At 52.2% G+C, this 7,441-nt stretch carries 4 protein-coding genes; all 4 read left to right on the top strand.

Annotation, left to right across the window (positions count from 1 at the left end):
• Positions 1 to 1,662: multidrug efflux transporter permease subunit MdtO (gene mdtO, locus EA14781_RS07745; protein ID WP_042326742.1), on the top strand; the 1,662-nt coding region annotated here is incomplete at its 5' end.
• The gene (mdtP, locus tag EA14781_RS07740) at positions 1,659 to 3,125 is read left to right on the top strand and encodes a multidrug efflux transporter outer membrane subunit MdtP (protein WP_000607091.1); all 1,467 of its coding nucleotides are present in this window, start codon (positions 1,659 to 1,661) and stop codon (positions 3,123 to 3,125) included. The genes mdtO and mdtP, both read left to right, overlap by 4 nt.
• Before the next feature lie 197 nt (positions 3,126 to 3,322).
• Positions 3,323 to 5,470, top strand: coding sequence for a formate dehydrogenase subunit alpha (gene fdhF, locus EA14781_RS07730; protein ID WP_077629437.1), 2,148 nt, complete (start codon positions 3,323 to 3,325; stop codon positions 5,468 to 5,470).
• Between the two features lie 373 nt (positions 5,471 to 5,843).
• A complete protein-coding gene (locus EA14781_RS07725) occupies positions 5,844 to 7,412 on the top strand; it encodes an ABC transporter substrate-binding protein (RefSeq protein ID WP_000592271.1) in 1,569 nt (522 codons plus the stop codon).
• The last annotated feature ends 29 nt before the right edge of the window (positions 7,413 to 7,441 follow it).

The raw sequence follows: 7,441 nt of genomic DNA, 5'->3' as shown, positions 1-7,441 counted from the left end.
GCCGTTGCCATTGTCGCTATTTACGGGCAAACATTTCCCGGAATGCTCGACTACCCGGAAATTGTCGTGCGCTTAACACTATGGTGCATCGTTGTTGGTCTCTACCCGACACTGCTGATGACCTTAATTGGCGTGCTGTGGTTTCCCAGTCGGGCTATCAGCCAGATGCATCAAGCCCTTAATGACAGACTGGACGATGCCTTAAGCCATCTGGCAGAAAATCTCACGCCTTTGCCGGAAAAACAGGTTGAAAGAGAGGCGTTGGCGTTGCAAAAACTGAACGTATTTTGCCTCGCAGACGACGCAAACTGGCGAGAGAAAAGCGCATGGTGGCAAAGTTGCGTAGCGACGGTGACCTACATTTACTCTACGCTAAATCGCTACCATCCCGCCGATTTTGCTGAATCACAGGCCACGAAAGAGCTGCGACAAAAATTAGCGGCTGAAATCGAAAAACTTCAGCAAGCTATTGCGCAAGGTGAAAGTTGGCAAAGTGACTGGCGTCTTAGCGAAGAAGAAGCCGTGGCGGCCCGGGTATGCAACCTGGAGAATATCTGCCAGGCACTGATGCAACTGGGACAGATGGATCCCAACACACCGCCAACGCCTGCCGCTAAACCACCATCAATGGTGCCCGACGCCTTTACGAACCCGGACTATATGCGCTATGCGGTGAAAACGCTGCTCGCCTGTTTGATCTGTTACACCTTCTATAGCGGCGTCGACTGGGAAGGCATCCACACTTGTATGTTGACCTGCGTGATCGTCGCCAACCCGACCATCGGTTCATCATACCAGAAGATGGCGTTGCGTTTTGGCGGAGCCTTCTGCGGGGCGATTCTGGCATTGTTATTCACGCTGCTGGTTATGCCCTGGCTGGATAATATTGTCGAATTACTGTTTGCTCTTGCTCCGATTTTCCTGTTGGGCGCGTGGATTGCCACCAGCTCCGAACGCTCTTCTTATATCGGTACGCAACTGGTGGTGACCTTTGCACTCGCCACGCTCGAAAACGTCTTTGGTCCCGTCTATGACCTGGTTGAGATCCGCGATCGCGCCTTCGGTATCATCATTGGTACCGTGGTATCTGCGGTGATCTACACCTTTGTCTGGCCAGAAAGCGAAGCTCGTGCTTTACCGTCAAAACTGGCGGCAGCGCTGGGAATGTTAAGCAAGATGATGCGTATTCCACGCCAGCATGAAACATCCACTCTGCGAAGCTATCTGCAAATTCGCATCGGTTTACATGCGGCGTTCAATGCCTGCGAAGAAATGTGTGACCGCGTAGCACTGGAACGTCAGTTGGATGCTGAAGAACGCGTTGCGCTGGTTGTACGTGCACAAAGCATCATTCGTCAGGGACGCGATATTCTGCACGCCTGGGACGTCACCTGGAACTCGGCGCAAATAATGGATAACGCGCTACAACCAGATCGCGCCAGTCAATTTGCCGATGCGCTGGAAAAATACACTGCTGGTCTGGCGACAGCCTCCAGCCGCCCTCCACAAATCACAGCGGAAGAGATAACGGCCTCGCAGGCCGCATTCTCCACCTTAGAAAAACAGGAGCAACACGTCTGCCAGCTCATCGCTCGCCTGCCAGACTGGACAGCCCCGGCATTAACGCCCGCCACGGAACAGGCACAAGGAGCCACGCAATGATCAATCATCAACTTTCACGCCTGCTGTTGTGCGGCATTCTCGGCAGCGCGACGCTGATGTCCGGCTGTGCGTTGATTCGCAAGGATTCCGCGCCTCATCAACAGCTTAAACCGGAACAAATCAAACTGGCCAATGATATTCATCTGGCCAGTTCCGGCTGGCCGCAAGCGCAATGGTGGAAACAATTTAACGATCCACAACTGGACGCCCTGATTAAGCGGACACTAAGCGGTTCACACACCCTCGCTGAAGCGAAATTGCGGGAAGAAAAAGCACAGTCGCAAGCCGATCTGTTAGATGCAGGTTCGCAATTACAGGTGGCGGCGTTAGGGATGCTCAATCGCCAGCGCGTCTCGGCGAACGGATTTTTAAGCCCTTATGCGATGGATGCGCCTGCACTGGGTATGGACGGACCGTACTACACAGAAGCCACCGTAGGGCTATTCGCTGGCCTGGATCTCGATCTGTGGGGCGTGCATCGCTCATCGGTTGCTGCCGCTATTGGCGCACATAACGCCGCGCTGGCAGAAACAGCAGCGGTTGAGTTATCGCTGACCACTGGCGTCGCACAGCTTTATTACAGCATTCAGGCCAGTGACCAGATGCTCGATCTGTTAGAGCAAACTCATGACGTTATTGATTATGCGGTGAAGGCGCACCAGAGCAAAGTCGCACACGGCCTGGAAGCGCAAGTACCTTTCCACGGCGCACGAGCGCAAATTCTGGCTGTGGAAAAACAAATTGCCGCCGTCAAAGGGCAAATTACCGAAACCCGTGAAGCCCTGCGGGCGTTAACTGGCGCAGGCGCCAGCGATATGCCAGAGATCAAATCGACGGCGCTGCCACAGGTTCAGACCGGCATTCCTGCGACGCTCCCATATGATTTACTCGCCAGACGCCCGGATCTACAAGCCATGCGCTGGTATGTTCAGGCATCGCTAAATCAGGTAGATGCAGCACGTGCACTGTTCTATCCGAGCTTTGATATCAAAGCGTTTTTCGGTCTGGATTCCATCCACCTGGATACCTTATTCAAAAACACCAGTCGACAGATTAACTTCATCCCGGGCCTGAAATTACCGCTGTTTGATGGCGGAAGGTTGAATGCTAACCTTGAAGGCACCCGCGCCACCAGCAATATGATGATTGAACGTTACAACCAGTCGGTGCTGAATGCCGTCCGTGATGTCGCAGTCAATGGTACGCGTCTGCAAACGCTCAATGAAGAACGAGAAATGCAGGCAGAACGCGTGGAAGCAACCCGTTTTACCCAACGCGCCGCCGACGCTGCATATAAACGCGGTTTAACCAGTCGCTTGCAGGCCACTGAAGCCCAATTACCCGTGCTTTCTGAAGAGATGGCGTTACTGATGCTGGATAGTCGTCGTGTGATTCAAAGCATTCAGTTGATGAAATCGCTGGGCGGCGGGTATCAGGCAGCGCCCATCGTCGAGAAAAAATAAAACCTCTGCCGCGTGATGGCTGTCACGCGGCATTTCATTTCGTCACGTCAAAACTGACGACAGCCTGTTTTTCGTCAGAGTTTTGAATAAAGAGTGCCCGTAATATCAGGAAATAGCCCCAAATAAAATGTGGCATAAAAGATGCATACTGTGGTCGAGAGCGCGTATGCGTGATTTGATTAACTGGAGCGAGACCGATGAAAAAAGTCGTCACGGTTTGCCCATATTGCGCATCAGGTTGCAAAATCAACCTGGTCGTCGATAACGGCAAAATCGTCCGGGCGGAGGCAGCGCAGGGGAAAACCAACCAGGGAACCCTGTGTCTGAAGGGTTATTATGGCTGGGATTTCATTAACGATACCCAGATCCTGACCCCGCGCCTGAAAACCCCCATGATCCGTCGCCAGCGTGGCGGCAAACTCGAACCTGTTTCCTGGGATGAGGCACTGAATTACGTTGCCGAGCGCCTGAGCGCCATCAAAGAGAAGTACGGTCCGGATGCCATCCAGACGACCGGCTCCTCGCGCGGTACGGGTAACGAAACCAACTATGTAATGCAAAAATTTGCGCGCGCCGTTATTGGTACCAATAACGTTGACTGCTGCGCTCGCGTCTGACACGGCCCATCGGTTGCAGGTCTGCACCAATCGGTCGGTAACGGCGCAATGAGCAATGCCATTAACGAAATTGACAATACCGATTTAGTGTTCGTCTTCGGGTACAACCCGGCTGATTCCCACCCGATCGTGGCGAATCACGTGATTAACGCTAAACGTAACGGCGCGAAAATTATCGTCTGCGATCCGCGCAAAATTGAAACCGCGCGCATTGCTGACATGCACATCGCGCTGAAAAACGGCTCGAACATCGCGCTGTTGAATGCGATGGGCCATGTCATTATTGAAGAAAATCTGTACGACAAAGCATTCGTTGCTTCCCGTACGGAAGGCTTTGAAGAGTATCGCAAAATCGTTGAAGGCTACACGCCGGAGTCGGTTGAAGATATCACCGGCGTTAGCGCCAGTGAGATCCGTCAGGCGGCGAGGATGTATGCCCAGGCAGAAAGCGCATCTATCCTGTGGGGCATGGGTGTGACCCAGTTCTATCAGGGCGTGGAAACCGTGCGTTCTCTGACCAGCCTCGCGATGCTGACCGGTAACCTCGGTAAGCCGCATGCTGGTGTTAACCCGGTTCGTGGTCAGAACAACGTACAGGGTGCCTGTGATATGGGCGCGCTGCCGGATACATATCCGGGCTATCAGTACGTGAAAGATCCGGCTAACCGCGAGAAATTCGCTAAAGCCTGGGGCGTAGAAAGCCTGCCGGCCCATACCGGTTATCGCATCAGCGAACTGCCGCACCGTGCGGCGCATGGCGAAGTGCGTGCAGCGTACATTATGGGCGAAGATCCGCTGCAAACTGACGCGGAATTGTCGGCAGTACGTAAAGCGTTTGAAGATCTGGAGCTGGTCATCGTTCAGGATATCTTTATGACCAAAACCGCGTCGGCGGCGGATGTTATTTTACCGTCAACCTCGTGGGGCGAGCATGAAGGCGTGTTTACTGCGGCGGACCGTGGCTTCCAGCGCTTCTTCAAAGCGGTTGAACCGAAGTGGGATCTGAAAACGGACTGGCAGATTATCAGTGAAATCGCCACCCGTATGGGTTACCCGATGCACTACAACAACACCCAGGAAATCTGGGACGAGTTGCGTCATCTGTGCCCGGATTTCTACGGTGCGACTTACGAGAAAATGGGCGAACTGGGCTTCATTCAGTGGCCTTGCCGCGATACTTCAGATGCCGATCAGGGGACTTCTTATCTGTTTAAAGAGAAGTTTGATACCCCGAATGGTCTGGCGCAGTTCTTCACCTGCGACTGGGTAGCGCCTATCGACAAACTCACTGAAGAGTACCCGATGGTACTGTCAACGGTGCGTGAAGTCGGTCACTACTCTTGCCGTTCGATGACCGGTAACTGTGCGGCGCTGGCGGCACTGGCTGATGAACCAGGCTACGCGCAAATCAATACCGAAGACGCCAAACGTCTGGGTATTGAAGATGAGGCATTAGTTTGGGTGCACTCACGTAAAGGCAAAATTATCACCCGCGCGCAGGTCAGCGATCGTCCGAACAAAGGGGCGATTTACATGACCTACCAGTGGTGGATTGGTGCCTGTAACGAGCTGGTCACCGAGAACTTAAGCCCGATTACGAAAACGCCGGAGTACAAATACTGCGCCGTGCGCGTCGAACCGATCGCCGATCAGCGCGCCGCCGAGCAGTACGTGATTGACGAGTACAACAAGTTGAAAACTCGCCTGCGCGAAGCAGCACTGGCGTAATACCGCTTAAACTTACGTTAAAGGCGGCGGTATTACCCAATGCCTTTGTATCAATCCGGGAACGATCAGCCGTTTCCGGATTTTTTATACATACCCGTGCAGCCAAACCAGCCCATGTTGGTTATCAGCGACATCTTTTCAGTTGTTATTCCTCTCCAGTCACAATTGCAAATGAGAATTATCTTTACTCAATTCTCATCGCGGCCTAACGTAATAATACTTTACATTTGGCGATCAAAATTTCGGCAAGGTGAGAAATCATCGTCCGTCTAACACGTTCTATTCATGGGATATTCTGGCGCAACAAATGCAGTAACATCCCGGAAAATAGCATGTTTATAACCTCAAAGTAACTTCAGGGATTGGGAAGCATATGATTAAAAAACTATTACCTTTACTGGTATTAAGCGCAATTTCCGCCACCACCTTTGCCGCTACACCGCCAAATACGTTGGTTGTTGCCCAGGGACTGGATGATATTGTGAGTCTGGACCCGGCAGAAGCTAACGAACTCTCCAGTATTCAGACGGTACCAAGCCTGTATCAACGCGTAGTACAGCCGGACCGTAACGATCCCGCGAAAATCACGCCGATTCTGGCGGAAAGTTGGCAGGCTGACCCCGCAGCAAAAACGCTGACCATAAAACTCAAAAGCGATGCGAAATTTGCCTCCGGTAACCCGGTGCGCCCGGAAGATGTGATTTACTCTTATATCCGGGCAGTCACACTGAATAAATCTGGTGCGTTTATTCTCAATGTGCTGGGCTGGCGGCCAGAAAATATCGCCAGTCAGTTAAAGAAAATCGACGATCATACCGTCCAGGTGCAATGGAGCGCTGACGTAAGCCCAGCGCTGGCGCTGAATATTCTCTCCACGCCTATCGCCTCAATTGTTGACGAGAAGCTGGTTGCGCCAAACGCCAAAAATAACGACTTTGGCAATGAATGGCTGAAGATGCATTCTGCAGGCAGCGGTGCGTTTAAAATGCGCACTTATCAACCGCATCAGGCCATCGTAATGGAAGCCAACGCGACCTCACCGACCGGCGCACCGAAGCTGAAAAGCGTCATCATCAAAAATGTCCCCGATCCAGCAACGCGCCGCCTGCTGATCCAACAAGGCGATGCTGATATGGCACGCGATCTGGGTGCCGATCAAATCGATGCACTACAGGGTAAACCTGGCGTCAAGGTGATGAGCATTGCCTCCGCCGAACAGAACTATCTGGCCTTTAATACCGGTAACAAGGATAACCCGTTGATGGGTAATCCTGCTTTCTGGGAAGCCGCTCGCTGGTTAGTCGATTACGACGGTATCACCAAAAATCTACTGAAAGGACAATATTTTACTCATCAAAGTTTCCTGCCCGTGGGCTTTCCTGGAGCTCTGGAAGAAACACCGTTTACCTTTAATCCAGCTAAAGCCAAAGAGATCCTCGCTAAAGCCGGAATCAAAGACCCGCACTTCACGCTTGATGTCGAAAATAAACCACCATTTATTACCATCGCGCAGTCAATTCAGGCCAGCTTTGCTCAGGGCGGTGTAAAAGTTGATTTGCTGCCAGCCGCGGGGAGTCAGGTCTACTCTCGCGTTCGCGCCCACCAGCATCAGGGGGCCATTCGGATGTGGTTGCCAGATTATTTTGACGCACATTCCAACGCCAGCTCTTTCGCCTATAACGATGGCAAATCCAGCACCGTTGCTGGGTTAAATAGCTGGAAAATCCCGGAACTAAACAAAGAAACGCTGGCGGCAATTGCTGAACCGGATAACGCAAAACGTCTTGATTTGTATAAAAAGATGCAACAGGAACTGCAACGTAGTTCCCCGTATGTCTTTATTGATCAAGGCAAAACGCAAATTGTTCTGCGTGATAATGTGCAGGGTTATCAACAAGGCTTGAATGCCGATATGGTCTGGTTTGATCAGGTAACCAAATAATCCTGTATGCAACTCGCTCCCGGCTACGT

The sequence above is a fragment of the Escherichia albertii NBRC 107761 = DSM 17582 genome (genome assembly GCF_000759775.1).
Taxonomy (GTDB): domain Bacteria; phylum Pseudomonadota; class Gammaproteobacteria; order Enterobacterales; family Enterobacteriaceae; genus Escherichia; species Escherichia albertii.
This window is presented reverse-complemented; position numbering and strand designations above follow the sequence as displayed.

Coding starts and splice junctions, on each gene's coding strand:
- mdtP (WP_000607091.1), top strand. CDS start 1,659: ATGATCAATCATCAACTTTCACGCCTGCTGTTGTGCGGCATTCTCGGC.
- EA14781_RS07725 (WP_000592271.1), top strand. CDS start 5,844: ATGATTAAAAAACTATTACCTTTACTGGTATTAAGCGCAATTTCCGCC.